The sequence below is a fragment of the Aeromicrobium sp. HA genome, assembly GCF_027171405.1.
Taxonomy (GTDB): domain Bacteria; phylum Actinomycetota; class Actinomycetes; order Propionibacteriales; family Nocardioidaceae; genus Aeromicrobium; species Aeromicrobium tamlense.
The window spans coordinates 2,132,905-2,154,505 of record NZ_CP114372.1; the positions used below are offsets into that span (position 1 = coordinate 2,132,905).

Here is a 21,601-nt window from a genome sequence, read left to right on the forward strand (position 1 = left end):
CGATCACTCACCAGCCTTGGGGTTCTTGCCGCCGAGCGCCTCGCCACGACCCTCGAGGTCGGGGGTGTCGGCCAGCGGCTCGTTGGCGTCGGGGTTCTGGGCCATCTCCAGCTCCACCACGTCGGGGTGGTGCAGGTCGAAGGCCGGGCTCTCCGAGCGGATCCGCGGCAGCGACACGAAGTTGTGACGCGGCGGCGGGCTGGACGTGGCCCACTCGAGCGTGCGGCCCCAGCCCCACGGGTCGTCCTGGCGGACCAGGGGCGACTTGCGGGACTTCCACACGTTGTAGATGAACGGCAGCGTGGAGGCACCGAGCAGGAACGCACCGATCGTGGAGATCTCGTTCAGGCGGGTGAAGCCGTCGCCGGGCAGGTAGTCGGCGTAGCGACGCGGGAAGCCCTCGACGCCCAGCCAGTGCTGCACCAGGAACGTCAGGTGGAAGCCGACGAACAGCAGCCAGAAGTGGATCTTGCCCAGCTTCTCGTCGAGCATCCGGCCCGTGATCTTCGGCCACCAGTAGTAGTAGCCGGCGAACATCGCGAACACGACCGTGCCGAACACGACGTAGTGGAAGTGCGCCACGACGAAGTAGGTGTCGGAGAGGTGGAAGTCCAGGGCCGGCGAGGCCAGGACGATGCCGGTCAGACCACCGAAGAGGAAGGTCGTGAGGAAGCCCAGCGAGAACAGCAGGGGTGTGTCGAACGAGACGGACCCGCCCCACATCGTGCCGATCCAGTTGAAGAACTTCACGCCTGTCGGCACGCCGATCAACAACGTCATGAAGCTGAAGAACGCCAGGTTCACCGCTCCGGTGACGAACATGTGGTGGGCCCACACCGCGGCCGAGAGGACCGCGATCGCCAGGGTCGCGCCGACCAGACCGACGTAGCCGAAGACCGGCTTGCGGCTGAAGACCGGCAGGACTTCGGTGATGATGCCGAAGAACGGCAGGGCGATGATGTAGACCTCGGGGTGACCGAAGAACCAGAACAGGTGCTGGTACATGATCGGTCCGCCCGTGGAGGGGTCGAACACGTGCGCCCCGAGCATGCGGTCGGCGCCCAGCGCGAGCAGCGCCGCGGCGAACACCGGGAACACGATGATGATCAGGATGCTGGTGACCAGCGTGTTCCACACGAAGATCGGCATCCGGAACATCGTCATGCCGGGAGCGCGCATGCAGAAGATCGTGGTGATGAAGTTGACCGCGCCCAGGATCGTGCCCAGACCCGACATGTACAGGCCCATGACCCACAGGTCGCCACCGACGCCGGGGCTGTGGATCGAGTCCGACAGCGGCAGGTAGGCGAACCAGCCGAAGCTGGCGGCGCCGCCGGGGACGATGAAGCCCGAGACGGCGATCAGCGAGCCGAACAGGTACAGCCAGTAGCTGAACATGTTCAGGCGCGGGAACGCGACGTCGGGAGCACCGATCTGCAGCGGCATGATCATGTTGCCGAAGGCGAAGAACAGCGGCGTCGCGAACATCAGCAGCATGATCGTGCCGTGCATCGTGAACAGCTGGTTGTACGTCTCGTCGCCGACGAACTGGCCACCCGGGCGAGCGAGCTCGGCACGGATGATGAGGGCCAGGATGCCACCGAAGATGAAGAAGAAGAACGTCGTCACGGCGTACATCTGACCGATGACCTTGTGGTCGGTGGTCGTCAGCAGCGTGAAGGCCTTCGTCCCGAGGGAGCGCTCCCTGACGGGTCGGCGCGGTTCGGACGCGTCGAAGGTTGCGGTGGCCATCAGTCCTCCGGTTCGCTCTCGCCGCTGGCGTCCAGCCCGGCGACGGTGTCAGCTGTGGTCGAGCCCTTCGGATCGCCGACCTGGCCGGCGGCCTCGAGCTCGGCGAGGTGGGCGCGGTACTCCTCGGGGGAGACGACCTTGACCTTGAACAGCATGCGGGTGTGGTAGACGCCGCAGAGCTCGGCGCAGCGACCCGTGAAGGTGCCCTCGCGGTTCGGCGTCATCGTGAATGAGTTGTTGCCGTCCTTGCCGGGGATGTTGCCCGGGACGACGTCCATCTTGAAGTAGAACTCGGGGACCCAGAAGGAGTGGATGACGTCCGGCGAGATGAGCTCGAACTTCACCGACTCGCCCTTGGGCAGCCACAGCTCGGGCAGGTTCGCGGTGTCACCCTGGTCGAAGACCGACTCCCCACCGGGGGCGCCCTCGAGGTAGTTGAAGGTCCACTGCCACTTGCTGCCGACGACCTCGATCGTGTGATCGGGGTTCTCGACCTCCTCGAGCTGCGCGTTCTGCGACTCGACCGTGTGGAAGAAGAACACCGCGACGATGATGACCGGGGCGATCGTGTACAGCGCCTCCAGCGGGAGGTTGTAGCGCACCTGGACCGGCGCGGGATCATCGGCGTTCTTGCGGCGGTAGCGGATGGGCGCGTAGAGGATCATGCCGAACACCAGCAGGAACACCACGAGCACTGCGATCCACGTACCGAGCCACAGGTTCCACATGTAGATGGATCGGTCAGATCCGGCCACGGGGAGCGCGAGCCGGTTCAGGTCCGACTCGTCCAAGGGCGAGCAGCCGCCAAGCATGACAGCGGCCAGGGCGGTCAACGCCGCCAGTTTCATTCGACCCACGGAGCGCCTTTCTCAGAAGATCTCGACCACACAGGGTTTTGATGAACAGTAACGCAGGCGACCGGTCGCCCAGCGGGTTAGGTCAGCCTGACTTGACGACCGTGTCATGGGTGATCGACAGCGCCGTGCCGATCTCGTCGCAGGCCTCGTCGCCGTACGTCGAGCGCACCCGATCGAGGAACGCCGAGCGTTCCAGCACGTACTCCTGGGTGCCGATCGTCTCGACCACGCTGGCCGCGATCGTGCAGCCCACCTGGGCCGCGCGGTCGAGCGAGAGCCCGGCGGCGACGCCGGCCATGAATCCCGCCCGGAAGCTGTCGCCGACGCCCGTCGGGTCGACGGCGGTGACGCCCTCGATGGCCCCGATCCGGTGGCGCGTGCCGTCGGCCTCGTGGACGACGCAGCCGTCCTTGCCGTGCGTGACGACGCGGACGCCCACGCGCTCGGCGATGTCGGCGTCGCTCCAGCCGGTCTTCTTGGCGATCAGGGCCGCTTCGTAGTCGTTGCTGAACAGGTACGCGGCACCGTCGATCAGGTCGCGGATCAGCTCTCCCCCGGCCCAGGCCAGCTGCTGGGAGGGATCGGCGGCGAACGGGATGCCCAGCTCGCGGGCGGTGCGCGTGTGCCGCAGCATGCCGTCGGGGTCGTCGGGGCCGATGAGGAGCAGGTCGATCGGGCGCTCGGCATGCAGCGCGGCGATGTCGATCTCGCGCGCCTGGGCCATCGCGCCGGGGTAGAACGTCACGATCTGGGCGTGCGCCTCGTCGGTCGTGATGGTGCACAGCGCGGTGTGCAGCGTGGGCGACACCAGGACGCTCGAGCAGTCGACGCCGGACTCCTGGAGCCACTCGCGGTAGCCGAGGTCGAAGTCGCGACCGACGGCGGCGACGAGCGTGGGGTGCAGCCCGAGGCTGCCGAGCCCGAAGGCGATGTTGGCGGCGCATCCGCCGCGGCGGACGTCGAGGTCCTCGACCAGGAACGAGACCGCCAGCTTGTCCAGCTGGTCGGGGACGAGCGAGTCGGAGAACTTGCCGGCGAAGGTCTGCAGGTGGTCGGTGGCTACCGACCCGGCGATGGCGAGGTGCACGGCCGCCACCATATGCGATCGGGGCACGCCGCCGGAAACCCCGGTGGCGTGCCCCGATCGACGTGGGCTGCTGGACGACTCAGTGGAAGGAGTCACCGCAGGCGCAGGAGCCGGTGGCCATCGGGTTGTCGATGGTGAAGCCCTGCTTCTCGATGGTGTCGACGAAGTCGATCGTCGCGCCGTGGAGGTACGGCAGGCTCATGCGGTCGACGACGACGTTGACGCCGTCGAACTCGCGGATCTCGTCGCCGTCGAGCGTGCGCTCGTCGAAGAAGAGCTGGTAGCGCAGTCCCGAGCAGCCGCCGGGCTGCACGGCGATGCGCAGCGCGAGGTCGTCGCGGCCCTCCTGCTGCAGCAGGCTCTTGACCTTCCCGGCCGCGCCGTCGCTCAGGGTCACACCGTCGGCGGGCGTGGTCTCGGTGGTGGTCTGGTCCGTGGCGGTCATCGAGGCTCCTCGGTCTACGGATGGATCATGCCGTCAGGTGCAACACGGCGCGATCGGATTCGATTCCCATGGTACGCGGCGGATCGAACTCGTCGAGCGGCACCGGCCGGTCGCGCGCGCCGTCTCAGGCCGACCAGGACCGGGCGACGCGCTCTGCGAGGTCGACCAGGTGCCGGTGGGGCTCGCGCAGCGCGGCCTCCTCGCCCACCCGGTCGACCATCCCGTAGGCCGACTCGACGCCCAGGGCGCGCATCTCGCGGCTGCCGACGTCGACGCGACCGGCGAGGACGACACAGGGCGTGGCGTGCTCCATGGCGATCGAGGCGACGCCGTGCACGACCTTGCCCGCGCGGGAGGAGTAGTCGAAGGCCCCCTCCCCCGAGATCACGAGGTCGGCGCCCGCCACGAGGTCGGCGAGGCCCGCCTCCCGGGCGACCAGGCCGATGCCCGACGTGACCTCGGCGCCCAGGACCAGCAGCGCGAACCCGAGACCACCGGCGGCGCCGGCACCCTTCTGGTCGGCGACGCGTCGCTCGGCGGGCGCGCTGCCGCAGGCGGCCTCGACGAAGCGGTCGAGACGGTGGTCGACGGTGATGACCTGCTCGTCCGTGAGGCCCTTCTGGGGACCGAAGGTGCGCGCCGCGCCGAACATCCCGAGCAGGGTGGTCTCGACGTCGGCCGCGACCACGAGCTCGATCCCCTCGAGCCGCGCACGTGCCGGGGCCAGGTCGACCTCGGTGGCGCCGTCCAGCCCGGAGGGGCCGGCGTCCAGGGGGACGTCGGACGTGGCGCCGAGGGCCGCGAGCAGTCCCGCTCCTCCGTCGCTGGTGGCGCTGCCGCCCAGTCCCACGACGATGCGCCGCGCTCCCCCGTCGACGGCCGCGGCGATCGCCCGGCCGACGCCGACGGTGGTGGCGTCCATCGGACGCCGCTCGGACACCAGGTGCAGCCCGCACGCCTGCGCGGACTCCAGGTAGACCGTGTCACCGGCGACCAGCAGCCCGACCGGCGCCGGCTCGCCCAGCGGGCCGGGCACGGTGACGACCTCGAGGCGCGCGTCGGCTCCGAACGCGCCCTGCAGGGCGTCGAGGAAGCCCGGTCCACCGTCGGCCATGGGTGCCTCGACGAGCTCGTCGCCGGGCGCGGTGCGCCGCCACCCCTCGGCGATGGCGCGCGCGGCCTGGGGTGCGGTAAGAGTGCCGGCGAACTTGTCCGGGGCGACGACGATGCGCACGTCAGGCCGAGGCGGCCTTCTCGGCCGCGGCGAGCAGCACGCACGTGGCCAGGCCCTCCATCGCGAGCGTCAGCTCCTGCAGCGGCGGGAACGACGGCGCGATGCGGATGTTGCGGTCGCGCGGGTCCTTGCCGTACGGGAACGAGGCGCCGGCGGGCGTGAGCGAGATGCCGGCCTCCTTGGCCAGCTGCACGACGCGCGAGGCGGTGCCGTCGACGACGTCGAGGCTGACGAAGTAGCCGCCCTTGGGCGTGGTCCACGTGGCGACCTCGTGCGGGCCGAGACGCTCGGACAGGATCCGCAGCACCGTGTCGAACTTCGGCGCCAGGATCTCGCGGTGGCGCGCCATGAGGTCGAGCACGCCCTGCGGGCTGCCGAGGAACTGCGCGTGGCGCAGCTGGTTGACCTTGTCGGGGCCGATCGTGCGGATCGCCGTGTGCGACAGGTACCAGGCGATGTTGTCGGGCGAGCCCGCGAGGAAGCTGACGCCCGATCCGGCCAGCGTGATCTTCGACGTGGACGCGAACATCAGCGGGCGGTCGGGGTGCCCGGCTGCCGAGCACAGGCCGAGGATGTCGGCCGACTTCGCGTGCTCCTCGGTGAGGTCGTGGACCGCGTAGGCGTTGTCCCAGTAGATCCGGAAGTCGTCGGCGGCGGTCTCCAGCGAGGCGAGCTCGGCGGCGACCTGCTCGCTCACGACGGCACCGGTGGGGTTGGAGTAGGTCGGCACGATCCAGATGCCCTTGACCGCGGGGTCGGCGACGTGGGCGCGCACGGCCTCCATGTCGGGGCCGTCCTCGCGCATCTCGACCGGGATCATCTCGATGCCGAGGTGCTCGCAGATCGCGAAGTGGCGGTCGTAGCCGGGCGCGGGGGCCAGGAACTTGACCGGGCCGTCCTTCCACGGGGCCGATCCGCCGGGGACGCCGTGCAGCATCGCGAACACGATCGAGTCGTGCATCATCGACAGGCTCGCGTTGTTGCCGGCGAGGAGCTGGCCCACGGGGACGCCGAGCAGCTCGGCGAAGATCTCGCGCAGCTCGGTCAGGCCCGTGCCGCCGCCGTAGTTGCGGACGTCGACGCCGCCGGACACGTGAGCCTCGACCGGCGTCGTCAGCAGGCCCTCGGAGAGGTCGAGCTGGTCCGAGGACGGCTTGCCGCGCGTGATGTCGAGCTTCAGGCCGGCCTGCTGGAGGTCGGCATAGGCCTGCTGCTGCTCGGCCAGGAAGGCGTCGAGCTGGTCACGGGAGAGGGAGTCGAGGGTCACGGACCCAAGGTATCGCGCAGCACGGTCGTGCCTGCTCCGGCATCGCGGCCCGCTCGGGCTGCCCTACCATCAGGGCCATGACGGGGGACGAGGGCGGACGCGTGCGCCGGTGGCTGCGCCAGCTGAGCCGCACGATGACGCTGCGCCAGGTGCTCGCCGCGGGCGCCACGGTGGTCGTGCTGGCCTCGGGACTGTTCGGCGGGCTCGCCACCGCGAGGACGGCCGGACCCACCGAGATCGTGGCCGGCGAGCCGTTCCACGCCGAGCCCTTCGACCTCACCGTCGAGCGGCTGCGGTGGTCGGACGACCTGGGCCTCGACGAGGACGTCCGCGGACGCTACCTCGTGGCCGTCGCGACGGTGGAGAACACGTCCGACCACCCCGTCTACACCAGCACCATCCGCGACTCCGTGCGCTTGAAGGGCCTCGACGGCTTCTACACGGGGCTGCTCGGCGAGGAGACCGGGCGGAGCGACGACGCCGCGCCGCAGGTGCTCGTGCTGGCCGACGCCAGCCCGCTCAGTGCCGTCGCGCCCGGGCTCGAGTACGAGGTCGCCTTCGTGTGGGAGCAGGCGGCGTCCGAGCCGTTGCCGACCGAGGCCACCGTGGCCGTCTCGGCCTGGACTTGGCGCCGCAGCTCGCTCGACGACCAGCTGATGTGGTTCGACCCGACGGTCACCCACGCGGGCACGCTCGCGGTGTCGCAGGGGCGTGCGTCATGAGCGTGCTCGGCCTCCGACGGCCTCCCGCGACCGCCGGCGTCCTCGTCGTGCTCGCCCTCGTGCTCGGGCAGTGGCTGCACCAACAGCTGCCGGAGCGTGCCCAGTCCTCACGCCCCTTCGAGGAGCCGGTCGCGGTCGGCGGCACGGCCGCGCTGCGCAGCGGTGACCTCGAGGTGCTGTCGGTCGACGGCGCGCGCTCGGTGGCGCCCGCCGGCGGCGCGACCATGGTCTCCCCCGGCGTCTTCGTCGCGGTCGAGCTCGCCTGGACCCCGCGGGGCGAGTCCTCCGACCTCACCTACGCCGCCCTGCGGGACAACGCCGGACGCGTGCTGCCGTTCTTCGGCACCAGCGGCCGCAGCTCCGTCTCGTGCACCGGCCTCATGGTCGACCGGCCCGCGCGGTGCGTCGCCGTCGTCGAGGCGGATCCGCGCAGCGTCCCCGGCGCCTCCGTGGCACTGGCCCCCCTCGGCCTCGACGAGCGCTGGGACTCCATGGCCGTGGTCGAGCTCGGAGTCGACGCGAGCGACGTCGAGCGCTGGCAGGAGCGCGAGGAGCCGCTCGAGCTGCCGGCCCCGCGCGAGCTGATTCGGACGGAGGCGTCGTGACGAGCACGATCGAGCACCGCCGCACGTGGTGGCAGCGCAACCGCTGGGGACTCGTGGCTCTTCCTCTCGCTCTCGTGCTGGCGCTGGCGGCGGGCAGCTCGCGGCTCCAGGACTACTGGTGGGCGAAGGGGTTCCACTCACCCGCGCCCGTCGAGGCCTCGCAGGCGCACCTCGTCGACGAGTACGACGACGGTCACCTGCGCTACCCGATCGAGGCGCGGTACACCGTCAACGCGTTCGAGCCGGCGGACGACGTGACCCTGATCGGCGGGGATCCGCTCCCCGACGGCGTGCGCGCGTGGCGACTGCGGCTCGACGTGAGCGCCGACCCCGACGTGTCGCTCGTCGGCTGCACCGTCGCGGTGGTGGACGCCGCCGGCAACCTGCACGGCGAGTCCGACTCGGGCCTGCCGCTGGACGGCGCCCGGTTCTCCAGCTGCGTCCCGAACGCGACGCCGGGTCCGCAGGCGGAGCTCGGCAGCACCGAGGAGCCCCGGCTGCGCGAGGGCGACGAGCCGCGCCCGGCCTCGTTCACCACCGAGACCCTGTTCGTGCTGCCCGCGGAGGCCGAGCCCACCGCGGTGCGGCTCTGGTACTTCCTCCCGCGCTACGTGGAGCTGCCGGTGGACGGCTCGGCCGCCTGATCCGGCTGCGTCCAGCGCCGCTGGTTCGACAGGATCCGTCCGATCGCCGCGGCCAGCAGGCCGGCGAGGACGACGTACTCGACGCCCGATGAGATGATGTCGAGCCACGGCGAGAACGCCAGCGCGGTGTCCCGGTCGCGGGGGCCGAGGACCGCGCGCCAGACCTCGCTCGCCAAGGCGTTCGCCTGGTCGGCGATGACGAAGACGAGGCAGAACATCACCATCGGGACGAGCCCGCCGAGCGCCAGCACCCGGAACCCGTCGCGCAGGCCGCTGAACCGGCCGCGGAAGCCCGAGGTCGCCTCTCCCGCCCAGCGCTTGACGACGGCCGGGGTCCGTGAGCCGACGACGGCCAGCGGTCGCACGCGGGAGAGTCGGGACGGGCGCTCGCGCGGCGCGGGCGGGGCGATGCTGCGGCCGAAGACGACGGCCGCCACCGTGAGCCACGCGAGCGGCACCAGCACGACGTCGTCGGCGTTGTCGATGAACGTGCCGATCCAGCCCACGACCGTGGCGACCGGGTCGCCGATCGGGCCGAGGAACGCGATGAGGTCGGCCCACGTGTCCTGGACCCAGTGCACGAAGCGCCGGTCGGCGACCCACGCCCAGACGCGGTCCTGGTAGGCCGCGAACGAGACACCGAGCGTGACGATCCACAGCGTCTCGACGTAGGCGGCTCCGAACGCGAGCGCCCGGCTGCGCGCCGGGAGGTTGAAGCGGTCGAACAGGAACCGCAGCACCAGCGCCAGCAGGACGATCCCGACGAGCAGCCAGCCCGTGGCGATCGCGGTGCGGTCGAGGTCGGCGGCCTCACCGTAGAAGGATCCCGCGCTGCCGTACAGCTCGTCGTAGGTGGCCTCGTTGACGTACGCGCGCACGTCCTCCTTGAGCAGTCCCTGCGCGGCGTAGACCGTGAGGAACGGCAGCAGGGCGCCGGCGAGCACGCCGAGCCAGCCGTCGGTGCGGGGTCCGGTGCCGGGCTCCGGAGCCGACGTGTCGGCGACCAGTCCGGTGACCGACGACGAGACGACCAGGAGCATGACGATGATCGCCACGAGGGTGGACAGCGGCGCCAGCGGAACGATCAGGCCGGCGAGCGTGGAGTGCTCGTCGCTGAGCACGACGGCGAGCCACAGGAACCCCCACCGCCCGGCGGCGCCGAGCAGGTAGATCGTGGCCAGCACCGGCCAGTGCGCCCCGACCAGCCGGAATCCCTGCCACACCACGGCGATCGCGTCGCGCAGCACCCGGCTCAGCTCCCCCATGGGCGCTGAGTCTAGACCGAGTCCGTCACAGTCCCGGGGCGCCCCAGATCGCGAGCCAGCGGCCGAGGTCGGCCTCGATCGGCACGTCGTTCTCCACGAGCGCGCGCATCCTCAGCTCGGTGTGGTTGTCCCGGCGACGCGCTGCGGAGGGGTCGGGCACGAACGGGTAGAACGTGCCGCGCTTGAACAGGTAGACCAGCGCCGACCGGTGGCCCTCGTGCTCGAAGACCACCGTGGAGCACAGCATCGACGCGTCGAAGCCCTGGGCGGCCATCGTGGAGTTCACGGCGTGCAGGTCGGTGACCAGGCCCGACACGTCACCGGACGGCCGGATCACCTCGAGCCACGTGAAGCCGAACTCGTCGTGGTGCATCTCGACCGTGGCGGTGGGGTCGGTGCGGATCATCTCCTGCGCCGAGGCGATGACCTCGTCGTCGGCGCGCCCCTCGGCGTCACGGAAGCAGACCGCGCCGTGACCGCTGAACGCGAAGCCCTCGGCCTCGAGCGTGAGCGCCGCCTGCGGCACCGCGAACAGGACGTCGAGGTTGGCCTTCGGCGGCTTGCTGCGGCCGAGGATCCCGTCGAGGAACCCCACGCTCAGCGCCGCTCGGTGAGGTCGGCGCCGATCCGGGCGAGCTGGTCGAGGCGCGTCTGCAGCGGCGGGTGCGTGGAGAACAGCGCCTGTGCCGTGTCGCCCTTGAGCGCCGGGGCGATGAAGAAGGCGTTCATCGACTGCGCCTCGCGCAGGTCGGACGTGGGGATGCGGCCCATGTCGCCCGAGATCTTGACCAGCGCCGAGGCCAGCTTGGACGGGCGGCCGGTGAGGTAGGAGCCCGAGCGGTCGGCGCTCAGCTCGCGGTAGCGCGACAGCGCCCGCGTCAGGAAGAAGCTGACGGCCGTGACGACGAGGCTCACCAGGATCACGACGATCATCGCGGGGCCGCTGTTCTTGTCGCGGCTGCCGCCGCCGAACCACATGCCCCAGCGGGTGAGGAAGCCGGCGAGCAGGCCGAGCGACGAGGCGACGGTCATGACCGAGACGTCGCGGTTGGCCACGTGCGCGAGCTCGTGGGCCAGCACGCCCTCGAGCTCGTCGGCGTCGAGGCGCTGCATGATGCCGGTGGTGACGCACACCGCCGAGTGGTTCGGCGAGCGCCCGGTGGCGAAGGCGTTGGGCATGTCGGTGACCGCGACGGCCACGCGCGGCTTGGGCATGTCGGCCAGGGCGACGAGCCGGTCGATCATCGCGTGCAGCTCGGGGGCCTGCTCGGGCGTGACGACGTGCGCGCCCATCGACTTCAGCGCGAGTGAGTCGGAGAAGTACCACTGACCCCACGCCATGCCGAGCGTGATGATGACGGCCACCCACAGGCTGCCGGCGACCGAGATCAGCATCGCGCCGAACAGCACGTAGAGCAGGACCAGTCCCAGGCCGACCCCGCCCATGCGCAGGGTCAGCCCGCGGTCACTGCGAAATCTGGTGCGGGCCATGTCCGTCTCCCTCCACGGCGCGCGGCTCGGGGTCGATCGAGCCGAGGGCCTCGTCGAAGCGCCGCAGCAGCGCCTCGTCCTGCGACTCACCCGGTCGGGTGAGGATGCCTTCGTTCATGAGCTCGTCGACGGCGTCGGCCGTGGCCTCGAGCTCGCGGGTGTGCCGCTCGGCGTCGGCCATGACGCGACCGACGTCGCCCGCAGCGGCGCCGATGCCGGCCGTGGCGCCCTGGATCTCGGTGCGCGCCTGCGCCGCGGAGTACCGCGCGGCCAGCGTGTCCTTGCGGACGCGGAAGTCCTCGATCTGGCGCTCGATGCCCGCGGCCGAGCCGATCAGCTGCTGCTCCTCGGAGCGCAGCTGGGAGCGACGGTCGTCGAGCTCGGTGGCGGCCTTCTCCAGCGCGACCTGACGCTCCAGCGCCAGGCGGGCGGAGGCGTCGTCGCCGCGGTCGACCGCGGCCTTGGCCTCGGCACCCGCGGACTCGATCTCGCGGCGCAGCGACGCCAGCTGGATCTCGACGCGCTTGCGGCTGGTGGCGACGTCGGCCACGCCGCGGCGCACCTGGGCCAGCAGTCGCGACTGGGTGCGATAGGCCTCGTCGAGGCGCTCGCGCACCTCCTCGGGATCGGCTCCGGCGTCCTTCGCGGTGTGCGAACGGAACAGCCGCTTCGTCCGTGTCCAGAACCCGCCCTCAGCCATGGCACCACCCTAGCCGTGCACACCAGCACGAGGCCCGGCCTTGTAGGGTCGTTCGCGTGAACGACGCACCCGAAGGCACCCCCCAGCGCAAGGGTGGACCGACCCGCAGCCGCAAGGAGGCCGAAGCGGCTCGCCGGCAGCAGATGAAGCGGCCGCTGACCCGCCGCGAGCAGGCCGAGCGCGAGCGCCGTCGCCGCTCCGCCGCCCGTGACAAGCAGCGCGAGGCGCTCATGGGCACGGGCTCCACGGCCGACCTGCCGCCCCGCGACCGCGGGCCCGCGAAGGCCCTCGCCCGCGACGCCGTCGACCGTCGTCGCACCGTCGCCGAGTTCATGCTCCCCCTGCTCGTCGTGATCCTCGTGCTCAGCTTCTTCCCCGCGATGGCGTCGATCGTCTTCTCGCTGTGGACGGTCACGATCTTCGCCACGATCCTCGACGAGATCTGGCTGGTCGCCACGATCAAGCGCGAGCTGAAGAAGCGCTTCACCAAGGCCGAGAGCCGCGGCGCGGTGCTCTACGCGGTGCTGCGCAGCACGCAGCTGCGTCGCATGCGCCTGCCGAAGCCGGCCATCGAGATCGGCCAGCCGCTGCGCGAGCAGTACTGACGGCGGAGGTCACTCCGGGCGCAGTGACATCGGGCCGTAAACCTCGGCCCCGTCCTCGAGCAGGCGGACCTGCTCGACGCCGTCCTCCAGCAGGTCCTCGAAGGCCGTGCCGATCCACGACTCGGCCTCGCCTCGCTGGTCGAACTCCTCCGACGTGCCGACGGCCTCGCCGGCGCTGTTCTCGTACTGCCACGTGAAGCCCATGTCAGCTCTCCTTGGTCGACGGTTGGACGAACGGCGGCTTGGTCACCGTGAAGGCCTGGACGCGGCCGCGGACGTCGACCGAGACGGTGTCGCCGTCGGCGACGGTGCGGTCGAGCAGCGCGAGGCCGATCCCCTGGCGCAGCGTGGGCGAGAAGGTGCCCGAGGTGATCTCGCCGAGCACGTGGCCGTCGGCGTCGTGCACGGCCATGCCCGGGCGCGGGATGCCGCGCCCCTCGGCCAGCAGGCCCCGCAGGGTGCGCACGGTCTTCTCCTCGCGCTGGCGCTCGAGCGCCGCCTTGCCCCAGAACTCGGGCTTGGACCAGCCCACCGCCCAGCCCGCGCGTGCCATGACGGGGCTGACCTCGGCCGACAGCTCGTGGCCGTGCAGCGGGTAGCCCATCTCGGTGCGCAGGGTGTCGCGGGCGCCGAGGCCGCATGCGCGGATGCCCAGTGACTCGCCGGCGGCCATGACCGCGTCCCAGACCGGGACGGCGTCCTCGGCGGCGACGACGAGCTCGTAGCCGCGCTCTCCGGTGTAGCCCGTGCGGCAGACCGTCAGCTCGACGCCGTCGATCGTGCCCTTCGTGAAGGACATGTACTCATGGTCGGCCGGCAGGCCGAGCGCCTCGAGCAGCTCGTCGCTCAGCGGGCCCTGGATCGCGAGCACGGCGTAGTCGCGGTGCTGGTCGACGACCTCGACGCCCTCGGGGGCGGCGGCGCGCAGCCGGCGCACGACCTCGGCGGTGTTGGCCGCGTTGGGGATGAGGAAGACCTCGAACTCGCTGCGCAGGTAGGCGATGAGGTCGTCGACGGTGCCGCCGTCCTCGGAGCAGCACAGCGTGTACTGGGCCTTCCCGGGCGCGATGCGGCCGAGGTCGTTCGTCAGGCAGCGGTTCACGAATCCGGCCGCTCCGGTGCCGCGGACGAGCGCCTTGCCCAGGTGGCTGACGTCGAACAGGCCGACGGCCTCGCGGACGGCCTTGTGCTCGGCCAGGACGCCGCCGCCGGCGTACTCCAGCGGCATCGACCAGCCACCGAACTCGGAGAACTTGGCGCCGAGCGCCTCGTGGCGCTGGTGCAGGGGCGACAGCAGCAGGTCCATGCGAGCCAAACTACCGCTGACTACAGTGGCGGCATGTCCACGGTCCAGTTGCGTGCCACCCTGCCCACCGTCGATGCGATCGTCGCGCTGATCCCCTCGGGCTCAGACCTTCCCGACGACGTCCCCTGGGCGGCCTTCGGCTTCACCGGGGAGGCGGGCGACGTGGCCGTCGTGGCCAGCGGCGACGCCCAGCTGACGGCGTGGGTCGCCACCGCCGCCGAGCCCACGGCGGAGCAGCAGCGTCGTGCCGTCGCCAAGGGCCTGCGAGCCGTGCCCAAGGCCACCCGCGTGGGCATCGATCCCAGCCGCGTGGCCGGCGCCGACCTCGCCGCGATCGCCGAGGCCGTCGTGCTGACCTCGTACGCGTACCTGGACTACAAGGGCGACGACGCCCGCCAGACGACCACGGTCGTCGAGACGGCCACGATCCTGAGCCCCGACGCCCGCAAGGCCGCGACCAAGCGCCTCGTCGACGAGGCCGTCGTCGTGGCCGAGGCGACGTGCGTGGCCCGCGACTGGGTCAACACTCCCCCGGGCGACCTGCGCCCGCCGGCCTTCGCCGACGCGATCAAGGCCGCCGCCCCGTCGGGCGTGCGCGTCACCGTCTGGGACGAGAAGCGCCTGGCCAAGGAGCGGTGCGGCGGCATCGTCGGCGTCGGCGCCGGCTCGGACGCCCCGCCGCGCCTGGTCCGCCTCGAGTACAGCCCCGACGGCGCGAAGACCCACCTCGCCCTGGTGGGCAAGGGCATCACGTTCGACTCGGGCGGCCTGTCGCTCAAGCCCGGCGCCTCGATGATGACGATGAAGTGCGACATGGGCGGCGCCGCCGCCATCGTGGCCGCCACCCACGCGATCGCGCGCCTCGGCCTGCCGATCCGCGTCACGGCCTTCGCGTGCATCGCCGAGAACCTGCCCAGCGGCACCGCCACGCGTCCCGGCGACGTCCTGCGCATGCGCTCGGGCGCCACGGTCGAGGTCCACAACACCGACGCCGAGGGCCGCCTCGTGCTGGCCGACGGCCTGGCGCTCGCGGTCGAGTCGAAGGCCGACCACGTCATCGACGTCGCCACCCTGACCGGCGCCGCCATGGTGGCGCTCGGCACCCGCACCACGGCCGTGCTGGGCAACGACGACGAGCTCCAGGACCGCGTGCTCGCCGCCGCCGAGCTCACCGGCGAGTCGATGTGGCGCCTGCCCATCACCGAGGAGATCGGCGCGGCGGTCACGACGTCGTCGATCGCGGACCTGCGCCAGCACAACCCGAAGCCCTACGGCGGCACGCTCTACGCCGCGGCGTTCCTGCGCGAGTTCGTGAAGGACGCCTCGTGGGCGCACCTCGACATCGCGGGCCCGGCGTTCAACGAGGCCGGCGTCTTCGACTACACGCCCGTCGGCGGCACCGGCGCCGGCGTGCGCACGCTCGTCGCGCTCGCCCGAGACCTGGGCTGACCGCGATGTCGGCGTTCGACGACCTCCTGCGCGCCGAGCACGAGGAGTCGGGCTCCGCGTCCGTCGCCGCCGCGGTGGTGCGGGACGGCAGCCTGTACTGGTCCGGCGCCGTGGGCACGCTCGACGGCCGTGGCGGCGCGCCCGCCACCACGGCCACCCCCTACCGGATCGGCTCGATCACCAAGACGTTCGTCGCGGTCGAGGTCCTGCGCCTGCGCGACGAGGGCCGGCTCGACCTCGCCGACCGGATCGACCGGCACCTGCCGGACGTGCCGTTCTGGCACGTCACGATCGCCCAGCTGCTGACGCACACCTCGGGGGTGCAGGCCGAGACCAACGGCCCGTGGTGGGAGCGCACCCCCGGTGGCGACTGGGACCGGCTGGTCGGCTCGGGCCTGCGGCTCGTGCACACCCCGGGCACGCGGTTCCACTACTCCAACGTGGGCTTCGCCGTGCTGGGCCGCCTCGTCGCGGTGCTGCGCGGGACCTCGTGGTTCGAGGCGATCCGCACGGGCATCCTCGACCCGCTGGGCATCGGCGCGATCTCCGAGCACCCCGGCGAGGGCGCGGCCACCGGCCTTTCGCGGCACCCGCGCGACGGGCGGCTGCTCGTCGAGCCGCACCACGACGCCGGCGCGATGGCCCCCGCGGGTCAGCTGTGGTCGGGCGTCGAGGACCTGGCGCGCTGGGCGGCGTTCGCCGCAGGCGACACCGGCGACGTCCTCGCCCGCTCCACGTGGGACGAGATGGTCGTGCCGCTCGCGGTGGACGACCGCCCCGACGCCCCGTGGGCCACGGCGCAGGCACTCGGCTGGCGCATCTGGCCCGGCAGCGGCTCGGGTCGCCGCGTGGGTCACGGTGGATCGATGCCCGGCTTCCTCGCCACCGTGATCGCCGAGCCCGCCACCGGCTGGGGCGTCGTGGTGCTGGCCAACGACACGCTGCACCTGGGCGACCTCGCCACGAGCCTGCTCGACGCGGCCGGCGCCCTGCACCCGTCCTCGCCCCGTCGCGAGACGGTCGAGCCCGCCCCCGACGTCGCCGCGCTCGTCGGCGACTGGTTCTGGGGCGCGGTGCCGTACCGGCTCGAGGCCACGCCCGACGGCTTCCAGCTGAGCGACGTCAACGGGAACCGGCGCTCGCGGTTCGTGCGCGACGGCGACGGCTGGCGCGGGCTCGACACGTACTTCGCGGGCGAGCGTCTCGTGGTGCGACCCGACGGCGCGCTGGACCTGGCCTCGTTCGTCCTCGGCCGCGAGCCCTACGACCCGACGGTCGAGCACCCCGGCGGCCTGGATCCCCGCGGCTGGCACTGACGCCCCCGCAGGAGGGAGCGGTGAGCAGTCAACCCTTCCCGGCTGAGGGCGGTGAGTCATGAACCGAATCGGCACGCCATCCGGTTGACTGCCCACCGCCCGGCCAGGGCTCACAGACCGAGCTTGCGCGCAGCCTCCTCGACCTTGTCCCAGCGGGCGCGGTCACCGCCCGTGCGGTCGGGGTGCGCCTTGCTGCGCGCGGCGCGCAGCACCCGCTCGAGGTCGGACCTCGAGGGGTTGCGCGGCAGCGGCTCGGTGCCGGCGATCGTCTCGAGCGTCATGATGGCGGCGAACTGCGCCGGGCTGTAGTCGCCCCGCTCGACCTCGACGCTGGTCTTCTTGGCCGTGGCGCGGGCGTTGTAGTCGCGCATCCGCTGGGGGTAGCCCACGCGGTTCGCGTCGTACAGCGGGATCTTGAGGCTGCGCGCGAGGTCGGAGGCGACCTTCTCGTTGGCGACGCGGCGCCGGGTCCACTCGCCGTCGGCGGCGACGAACACCACCGTGGTCTGCGTGACGGTGGTCTTGGGCTCGACGTACGCCTCGACCCCCGACCGCGACGTGGCGAACTCGCGCAGCGCGGCCAGGTCGGCCTTGCTGGCGTCGCGATCGGACACGACGGCACCCGCAGCGGTGCGTCGACGGCGCTTGAACAGTCCCACGCGGCAATTCTGCCGGACCGCGCCCACTCCCCGCGGGAACCTCGCGGAACCTACGCCGAAGTCACATCGACACGGGCCCTCCCCGGTGGCAGCCCTCACCGGACAGGTGACAAGATGACAGCAGACCACCTACCCGGAGGACATCGTGCCCGACGACGCACCCCATTCGTTCGACATCGTCATTCTCGGAGCCGGCAGCGGAGGCTACGCGTGCGCCCTGCGCGCCGTGCAGCTCGGCAAGACCGTCGCCATGATCGAGAAGGCCAAGGTGGGCGGCACGTGCCTCCACGAGGGCTGCATCCCGACCAAGGCGCTGCTCCACGCCGCCGAGGTCGCCCACGTCGCCAGCGAGGGCGACTCGATCGGCGTCCACACCAGCTTCGACGGCGTCGACATGACGAAGGTCAACGCCTACAAGCAGGGCGTCATCGACCGCCTCTACAAGGGACTCACCGGTCTGGTGAAGTCCGGCGGCATCACCGTCGTCGAGGGCGAGGGCCGCCTGGTCGACGCCAAGACCGTCGAGGTCGACGGCCAGCGCTACACCGGCACGAACGTCGTCCTCGCCACCGGCTCCGAGCCCCGCACCCTGGGCATCGAGATCGGCGGCCGCGTGATGACCAGCGACCAGGCCCTCCAGCTCGACGAGGTCCCGAAGCGCGCCGTCATCATCGGCGGCTCGGTCATCGGCGTCGAGTTCGCCTCCGTCTGGAACCACTTCGGCGCCGAGGTCACGATCGTCGAGGCGCTGCCCACGCTCGTGCCGCTGGAGGACCCGATCCTCAGCAAGGGCCTCGAGCGCGCGTTCCGCAAGCGCAAGATCGCCTTCAAGACCGGCGTGAAGTTCACCGGGGTCGAGCAGAACGAGAACGGCGCCGTCGTCACCCTCGAGAACGGCGACACGATCGAGACCGACGTGGTCCTGGTCGCCGTGGGCCGCGGCCCCCGCTCGGCGGGCCTGGGCTTCGAGGAGGCCGGCGTCACCGTCGAGCGCGGCTGGGTGCCCACCGACGAGCGCCTGCGCACCAACGTCGACGGCGTCTTCGCCGTGGGCGACCTGGTCCCGGGCCTGCAGCTGGCGCACCGCGGCTTCGCCCACGGCATCTTCGTCGCCGAGGAGATCGCGGGCCTGAGCCCGCAGCCCGTCATCGACTCCAACATCCCGCGCGTCACCTACTGCGAGCCCGAGCTCGCGTCGGTGGGCCTCACCGAGGCCCAGGCCAAGGAGAAGCACGGCGAGGTCGAGACCGTCGAGTACAACCTCGGCGGCAACGGCAAGAGCCAGATCCTGCAGACCGCCGGCGTCGTGAAGGTCGTGCGAGAGAAGGACGGCCCCATCGTGGGTGTCCACATGCTCGGCGCTCGCATGGGCGAGCAGATCGGCGAGGCGACGCTCTGGGTCGGCTGGGAGGCCTACCCCGACGACGTGGCCGAGTTCATCCACGCGCACCCCACCCAGAACGAATCCCTCGGCGAGGCCGCTCTCGCCCTGGCCGGCAAGCCGCTGCACTCGCACGCCTGAGAACGGAACAGGACACCCACATGGCAACCGAAGTCACCCTTCCCGCGCTCGGCGAGTCCGTCACGGAGGGCACGGTCACGCAGTGGCTGAAGTCCGTCGGCGACACGATCGAGGTCGACGAGCCGCTGCTGGAGATCTCCACCGACAAGGTCGACACCGAGATCCCCTCCCCCGTGGCCGGCACGATCCTGGAGATCAAGGCCGAGGAGGACGACACCGTCGAGGTGGGCGCCGTCCTGGCGATCATCGGCGACGAGGGCGAGAGCAGCTCCGACAGCGGCGCCGGCGACACCAACCAGGACGCGCCGGCGGCCGACCCCGAGCCGCAGCCCGAGGACCCGCCCAGCGAGGCCGAGGAGCCCGCCACCGAGCCCGACGAGGAGGCGCCCGCCCCCGAGCCGGAGGCCAAGCCCGCCTCGTCCGGCAGCACGAGCGGCCAGGCCGTCACACTGCCCGCGCTCGGCGAGTCCGTCACCGAGGGCACCGTCACGCAGTGGCTCAAGTCCGTCGGCGACACCGTCGAGGTCGACGAGCCGCTCCTGGAGATCTCCACCGACAAGGTCGACACCGAGATCCCGTCGCCGATCGCCGGCACGCTGCTGGAGATCAAGGTCGACGAGGACGAGACCGTCGAGGTCGGCGCCGAGCTGGCCATCATCGGCGAGGAGGGCGCCGCGCCCGCCGAGTCGTCCGAGCCCGAGCAGCCGAAGGCCGAGGAGCCCGAGCCCGAGCCCGAGCCCGAGCCCGAGCCCGAGGAGCCGAAGCAGGAGGAGGCTCCGAAGGAGGAGCCGAAGGCGGAGGAGCCCCAGGCCGAGGAGCCGAAGGTCGAGGTCTCCGCCTCGTCCGACTCCGGCTCGTCCGAGGGCTACGTGACCCCGATCGTGCGCAAGCTCGCGAAGCAGCACGGCGTCGACCTGGCCACCGTCACCGGCTCCGGCGTCGGCGGCCGCATCCGCAAGCAGGACATCCTCGACGCCGCCGAGAAGAACAAGGCGTCCGAGGCGCCCGCCGAGGAGAAGCCCGCTGCCGCCGCTCCCGCGCCGGCCGAGACCTCGCCGCTGCGTGGTCGCACCGACAAGCTCACCCGCCTGCGCAAGACCATCGCCACCCGCATGGTCGATTCGCTGCAGGTCGCGGCCCAGCTCACGCAGGTGCACGAGGTCGACGTCACCGAGGTCGTCCGCCTGCGCGCCCAGCACAAGAACGCGTTCCTGGAGCGCGAGGGCGTCAAGCTGACGTACCTGCCGTTCTTCGCGAAGGCGGCCATCGAGGCGCTCAAGCAGTACCCGCAGGTCAACGCGGCACTCGACCTCGAGGGCGGCACCGTCACCTATCCCGACGGCGAGCACCTCTCGATCGCGGTCGACACCGAGCGCGGCCTGCTGGCGCCCACGATCAAGGATGCCGGCGATCTCAACATCGCCGGACTGGCCCGCAAGATCGCGGACATCGCCGATCGCACCCGGAACAACAAGATCCTTCCGGACGAGCTCTCCGGCGGTACGTTCTCGATCACGAACCTGGGCAGCAACGGCGCCCTGTTCGACACGCCGATCATCAACCAGCCGCAGGTCGCGATCCTCGGCGTCGGCTCGATCGTCAAGCGCCCGGTCGTCATCACCGACGCGAACGGCTCGGAGTCCATCGCGATCCGCTCGATGGCGTACCTCGCGCTGACGTACGACCACCGGATCATCGACGGTGCCGACGCCGGTCGCTTCCTGACCGCCATCAAGGAGCGCCTGCAGGCCGGCGCCTTCGAAGGCGAGCTGGGCTGACCATGCGTGTGGTGATCGGGGGCGCGTCGGGGTTTCTCGGCGCGCCCCTGGTCGTCCACCTGCGCCAGCGCGGGCACGACGTCACGGCGCTCGTGCGGCGCACGGCCGGGCAGGGCGAGTCGTGGTGGAAGCCCTCCGAGGGCCTCATCGACCAGACGCTGATCGACGAGGCCGACGCGGTCGTCAACCTCTCGGGATCGCCGATCTCGCAGTGGCCCCGCACTCCCGCACGCAAACGAGAGATCCTCGCGTCGCGCCTCGACGCCACGTCCACGCTGGCGCGGGCGATCGCGGCGGCTCCCACTCCCCCGGCCTTCCTGTCGGGCTCGGCGATCGGCTGGTACGGCACCGACCGCGGTGACGAGGAGCTGACCGAGGACACCGCCGCCGGTCCGGGCTTCCTCGCCGAGGTGGCCCAGCGCTGGGAGGAGGCCGCCGCCCCGGCGGTCGACGCCGGCGCCCGCGTGGCCTGGCTGCGCACCGGGATCGTCATGGACCGCTCCGGCGGCGCGCTGAAGCTCATGCTGCTGCCGTTCCGACTGGGCCTCGGCGCACGCCTCGGTGACGGCCACCAGTACTTCTCCACCATCTCGCGACGCGACTGGATCGCCGCGGTCACCCACGTCCTCGAGGGCGAGCTCAGCGGTCCGGTGAACCTGGCCATCCCCGACGACGTCACCAACCGCGACTTCACTCGGACCCTCGCCACCACGGTGCACCGGCCGGCCGTGCTGGCCGCCCCGGCGTTCGCGATCCGGCTCGCGCTCGGCGGTCTGGCCGACGACCTGCTCGGCTCGCTGCGCGTGCGGCCGCAGGCGCTGATGGACGACAAGTTCTCCTTCGCCGATCCCGGCATCGACCGGGTGCTGCGCACGGCGCTCGGTCGCGGCGCCTGAT

Annotated in this window: 22 protein-coding genes; 9 read left to right on the forward strand and 13 right to left on the reverse strand. The window is 71.6% G+C overall.

Going from position 1 to position 21,601, the window contains the following annotated elements; all coding sequences use genetic code 11:
- Positions 1 to 3 precede the first annotated feature (3 nt).
- The 6 genes from ctaD to O3S82_RS10525 form a co-directional block, all read right to left on the reverse strand.
- Positions 4 to 1,752: an aa3-type cytochrome oxidase subunit I gene (gene ctaD / locus O3S82_RS10500; protein ID WP_269302682.1), complete on the reverse strand. Its 1,749-nt coding sequence runs from the start codon at positions 1,750 to 1,752 to the stop codon at positions 4 to 6.
- Positions 1,752 to 2,585, reverse strand: a complete 834-nt coding sequence (gene ctaC / locus O3S82_RS10505) for an aa3-type cytochrome oxidase subunit II (protein ID WP_269302684.1) — start codon at positions 2,583 to 2,585, stop codon at positions 1,752 to 1,754. The genes ctaD and ctaC overlap by 1 nt, the downstream gene beginning before the upstream one ends.
- 106 nt (positions 2,586 to 2,691) lie before the next feature.
- Positions 2,692 to 3,696 (reverse strand): carbohydrate kinase family protein, encoded by a 1,005-nt coding sequence (locus O3S82_RS10510; RefSeq protein WP_269302687.1) that lies wholly within the window; start codon positions 3,694 to 3,696, stop codon positions 2,692 to 2,694.
- Positions 3,697 to 3,775: 79 nt separating this feature from the next.
- Positions 3,776 to 4,141: a HesB/IscA family protein gene (locus O3S82_RS10515; RefSeq protein WP_179424062.1), complete on the reverse strand. Its 366-nt coding sequence runs from the start codon at positions 4,139 to 4,141 to the stop codon at positions 3,776 to 3,778.
- Between the two features lie 124 nt (positions 4,142 to 4,265).
- Positions 4,266 to 5,375, reverse strand: coding sequence for a glycerate kinase family protein (locus O3S82_RS10520; RefSeq protein ID WP_269302690.1), 1,110 nt, complete (start codon positions 5,373 to 5,375; stop codon positions 4,266 to 4,268).
- A 1-nt stretch (position 5,376) separates the two neighbouring features.
- Positions 5,377 to 6,642: an aminotransferase class I/II-fold pyridoxal phosphate-dependent enzyme gene (locus O3S82_RS10525; protein WP_179424060.1), complete on the reverse strand. Its 1,266-nt coding sequence runs from the start codon at positions 6,640 to 6,642 to the stop codon at positions 5,377 to 5,379.
- A 77-nt stretch (positions 6,643 to 6,719) separates the two neighbouring features.
- Between O3S82_RS10525 and O3S82_RS10530 the strand changes: the two genes are divergently transcribed.
- The 3 genes from O3S82_RS10530 to O3S82_RS10540 are packed head-to-tail and all read left to right on the forward strand — an operon-like array spanning position 6,720 to position 8,613.
- Positions 6,720 to 7,364, forward strand: coding sequence for a hypothetical protein (locus tag O3S82_RS10530; RefSeq protein WP_269302693.1), 645 nt, complete (start codon positions 6,720 to 6,722; stop codon positions 7,362 to 7,364).
- Positions 7,361 to 7,969 carry a hypothetical protein gene (locus O3S82_RS10535; protein WP_179424058.1) on the forward strand — a complete coding sequence of 203 codons (609 nt, stop codon included), beginning with the start codon at positions 7,361 to 7,363 and terminating at the stop codon, positions 7,967 to 7,969. The genes O3S82_RS10530 and O3S82_RS10535 overlap by 4 nt, the downstream gene beginning before the upstream one ends.
- A complete protein-coding gene (locus tag O3S82_RS10540) occupies positions 7,966 to 8,613 on the forward strand; it encodes a hypothetical protein (protein WP_179424057.1) in 648 nt (215 codons plus the stop codon). Before O3S82_RS10535 ends, O3S82_RS10540 begins: the two co-directional genes overlap by 4 nt.
- On the opposite strand, the gene O3S82_RS10545 is transcribed toward O3S82_RS10540, so the two are convergent.
- The 4 genes from O3S82_RS10545 to O3S82_RS10560 are packed head-to-tail and all read right to left on the reverse strand — an operon-like array spanning position 8,577 to position 12,069.
- Positions 8,577 to 9,878, reverse strand: a complete 1,302-nt coding sequence (locus O3S82_RS10545) for a hypothetical protein (protein WP_269302696.1) — start codon at positions 9,876 to 9,878, stop codon at positions 8,577 to 8,579. The two genes, O3S82_RS10540 and O3S82_RS10545, sit on opposite strands and share 37 nt — an antisense overlap.
- Positions 9,879 to 9,903: 25 nt before the next feature.
- Positions 9,904 to 10,473 carry a PspA-associated protein PspAB gene (gene pspAB, locus O3S82_RS10550; protein ID WP_269302698.1) on the reverse strand — a complete coding sequence of 190 codons (570 nt, stop codon included), beginning with the start codon at positions 10,471 to 10,473 and terminating at the stop codon, positions 9,904 to 9,906.
- A 2-nt stretch (positions 10,474 to 10,475) separates the two neighbouring features.
- Positions 10,476 to 11,369 carry a zinc metalloprotease HtpX gene (gene htpX / locus O3S82_RS10555; RefSeq protein ID WP_179424054.1) on the reverse strand — a complete coding sequence of 298 codons (894 nt, stop codon included), beginning with the start codon at positions 11,367 to 11,369 and terminating at the stop codon, positions 10,476 to 10,478.
- On the reverse strand, positions 11,344 to 12,069 hold the full coding sequence (locus O3S82_RS10560) for a PspA/IM30 family protein (RefSeq protein WP_269302700.1): 726 nt from the start codon (positions 12,067 to 12,069) through the stop codon (positions 11,344 to 11,346). The genes htpX and O3S82_RS10560 overlap by 26 nt, the downstream gene beginning before the upstream one ends.
- A 56-nt stretch (positions 12,070 to 12,125) precedes the next feature.
- Between O3S82_RS10560 and O3S82_RS10565 the strand changes: the two genes are divergently transcribed.
- Positions 12,126 to 12,674 (forward strand): DUF3043 domain-containing protein, encoded by a 549-nt coding sequence (locus O3S82_RS10565; RefSeq protein WP_179424052.1) that lies wholly within the window; start codon positions 12,126 to 12,128, stop codon positions 12,672 to 12,674.
- A 9-nt stretch (positions 12,675 to 12,683) separates the two neighbouring features.
- On the opposite strand, the gene O3S82_RS10570 is transcribed toward O3S82_RS10565, so the two are convergent.
- Both O3S82_RS10570 and gcvT read right to left on the reverse strand, forming a co-directional pair.
- The gene (locus O3S82_RS10570; RefSeq protein WP_179424051.1) at positions 12,684 to 12,878 is read right to left on the reverse strand and encodes a hypothetical protein; all 195 of its coding nucleotides are present in this window, start codon (positions 12,876 to 12,878) and stop codon (positions 12,684 to 12,686) included.
- 1 nt (position 12,879) lies between these two features.
- A complete protein-coding gene (gene gcvT, locus O3S82_RS10575; protein ID WP_179424050.1) occupies positions 12,880 to 13,980 on the reverse strand; it encodes a glycine cleavage system aminomethyltransferase GcvT in 1,101 nt (366 codons plus the stop codon).
- Positions 13,981 to 14,013: 33 nt separating this feature from the next.
- Between gcvT and O3S82_RS10580 the strand changes: the two genes are divergently transcribed.
- Positions 14,014 to 15,429, forward strand: coding sequence for a leucyl aminopeptidase (locus tag O3S82_RS10580; protein WP_269302703.1), 1,416 nt, complete (start codon positions 14,014 to 14,016; stop codon positions 15,427 to 15,429).
- 5 nt (positions 15,430 to 15,434) lie between these two features.
- On the forward strand, positions 15,435 to 16,745 hold the full coding sequence (locus tag O3S82_RS10585) for a serine hydrolase domain-containing protein (protein ID WP_269302705.1): 1,311 nt from the start codon (positions 15,435 to 15,437) through the stop codon (positions 16,743 to 16,745).
- A 110-nt stretch (positions 16,746 to 16,855) separates the two neighbouring features.
- Here O3S82_RS10585 and O3S82_RS10590 read toward each other — a convergent pair whose 3' ends face one another.
- Entirely contained in the window at positions 16,856 to 17,404 is a 549-nt protein-coding gene (locus tag O3S82_RS10590; RefSeq protein WP_218845736.1) for a hypothetical protein, read from the reverse strand.
- A 145-nt stretch (positions 17,405 to 17,549) separates the two neighbouring features.
- On the opposite strand from O3S82_RS10590, the gene lpdA reads away from it, so the two are divergent.
- The 3 genes from lpdA to O3S82_RS10605 are packed head-to-tail and all read left to right on the forward strand — an operon-like array spanning position 17,550 to position 21,600.
- Complete coding sequence (gene lpdA / locus O3S82_RS10595) at positions 17,550 to 18,926, forward strand: dihydrolipoyl dehydrogenase (protein ID WP_179424047.1); 1,377 nt, start codon at positions 17,550 to 17,552, stop codon at positions 18,924 to 18,926.
- Between the two features lie 20 nt (positions 18,927 to 18,946).
- The gene (gene sucB, locus O3S82_RS10600) at positions 18,947 to 20,704 is read left to right on the forward strand and encodes a 2-oxoglutarate dehydrogenase, E2 component, dihydrolipoamide succinyltransferase (protein WP_269302708.1); all 1,758 of its coding nucleotides are present in this window, start codon (positions 18,947 to 18,949) and stop codon (positions 20,702 to 20,704) included.
- Between the two features lie 2 nt (positions 20,705 to 20,706).
- The gene (locus O3S82_RS10605; RefSeq protein WP_269302710.1) at positions 20,707 to 21,600 is read left to right on the forward strand and encodes a TIGR01777 family oxidoreductase; all 894 of its coding nucleotides are present in this window, start codon (positions 20,707 to 20,709) and stop codon (positions 21,598 to 21,600) included.
- Position 21,601 lies beyond the last annotated feature (1 nt).

Bases quoted from the DNA above. Each gene is read 5' to 3' on its own strand.
- ctaD (WP_269302682.1), bottom strand. From the start codon at position 1,752: ATGGCCACCGCAACCTTCGACGCGTCCGAACCGCGCCGACCCGTCAGG.
- O3S82_RS10515 (WP_179424062.1), bottom strand. From the start codon at position 4,141: ATGACCGCCACGGACCAGACCACCACCGAGACCACGCCCGCCGACGGT.
- O3S82_RS10530 (WP_269302693.1), top strand. From the start codon at position 6,720: ATGACGGGGGACGAGGGCGGACGCGTGCGCCGGTGGCTGCGCCAGCTG.
- O3S82_RS10535 (WP_179424058.1), top strand. From the start codon at position 7,361: ATGAGCGTGCTCGGCCTCCGACGGCCTCCCGCGACCGCCGGCGTCCTC.
- O3S82_RS10545 (WP_269302696.1), bottom strand. From the start codon at position 9,878: ATGGGGGAGCTGAGCCGGGTGCTGCGCGACGCGATCGCCGTGGTGTGG.
- htpX (WP_179424054.1), bottom strand. From the start codon at position 11,369: ATGGCCCGCACCAGATTTCGCAGTGACCGCGGGCTGACCCTGCGCATG.
- O3S82_RS10560 (WP_269302700.1), bottom strand. From the start codon at position 12,069: ATGGCTGAGGGCGGGTTCTGGACACGGACGAAGCGGCTGTTCCGTTCG.
- O3S82_RS10570 (WP_179424051.1), bottom strand. From the start codon at position 12,878: ATGGGCTTCACGTGGCAGTACGAGAACAGCGCCGGCGAGGCCGTCGGC.
- gcvT (WP_179424050.1), bottom strand. From the start codon at position 13,980: ATGGACCTGCTGCTGTCGCCCCTGCACCAGCGCCACGAGGCGCTCGGC.
- O3S82_RS10580 (WP_269302703.1), top strand. From the start codon at position 14,014: ATGTCCACGGTCCAGTTGCGTGCCACCCTGCCCACCGTCGATGCGATC.
- O3S82_RS10585 (WP_269302705.1), top strand. From the start codon at position 15,435: ATGTCGGCGTTCGACGACCTCCTGCGCGCCGAGCACGAGGAGTCGGGC.
- sucB (WP_269302708.1), top strand. From the start codon at position 18,947: ATGGCAACCGAAGTCACCCTTCCCGCGCTCGGCGAGTCCGTCACGGAG.
- O3S82_RS10605 (WP_269302710.1), top strand. From the start codon at position 20,707: ATGCGTGTGGTGATCGGGGGCGCGTCGGGGTTTCTCGGCGCGCCCCTG.